Source organism: Nocardiopsis sp. NRRL B-16309, assembly GCF_001279585.1.
Classification (GTDB): Bacteria; Actinomycetota; Actinomycetes; order Streptosporangiales; family Streptosporangiaceae; genus Nocardiopsis.
In genome coordinates this window covers 1-780 of sequence record NZ_LGEC01000130.1, presented here as the reverse complement: position 1 = coordinate 780, position 780 = coordinate 1, and the positions used below count along the sequence as shown (strand labels likewise).

The window sequence follows — 780 nt, the reverse complement described above, 5'->3', positions numbered from 1 at the left end:
TTGGCCGTAGGGGTTGGCGATGAAGTTCTGGGCGGTCAGGTCGGGGCGGTTGAGGTATCCGCGGGCGAGGCCGGCTCCACCGATGCACAACTCACCCACGACACCGACGGGAACCGGCCGCAGGGAGTCGTCCAGCACGAACACCTGCGTGTCGTCCAACGGCCGACCGATCGGTACTGTCGGCGGGACCTCCGCCTGCGGCTCGATCCGGTACGTGGTGGCGAACGTCGTCGTCTCCGTCGGCCCGTAGCCGTCCACCACCACGAGATCGGGGCAGGCCGCACGCACCCGCGCCACCGCGCCCGCCTGCACGGCGTCTCCGCCGGTCCACACTTCGCCGATGCCGTTGAGACATCCGGGGTCCTCCTGGGCGAACAGGTGGAACAGCGCCGCGGTCAGCCACACGGCCGAGATCCCGTGGGCCGCCGCGGAGTCCCGCAGCAGAGTCGGTGTCACCGTCTCCGGTGGAGCCACCACGATCCGGCCCCCGGAGAGCAACGGCACCCACAGCTCGTAGGTCGATGCGTCGAACGCCTGCGGCGAATGCAGCAGCACACGCTCATGGCCCTGCGCGAAGCGGCCGTCCAGCGCGAGCGCCGCCACATCGGCATGGGTCACGGCCACACCCTTCGGCCGTCCGGTCGACCCCGACGTGTACATGACGTAGGCGAGGTCGTGGTCGGTCAGGCCGGTGTGGGGTGGGGTGTCGGGGTGGTGGGTCAGGTGTGGCCAGTGGTCTTCCAGGGCCAGGACGGGTGTGTCCGTGTCGGGTAGTGCGTC

1 protein-coding gene is annotated in these 780 nt (G+C 70.3%); it reads right to left on the bottom strand.

Annotated elements, in window-relative coordinates; genetic code table 11:
* A partial coding sequence (locus tag ADL05_RS27630; protein WP_156366082.1) for an AMP-binding protein occupies window positions 1–780 on the bottom strand: 780 nt, incomplete at both ends.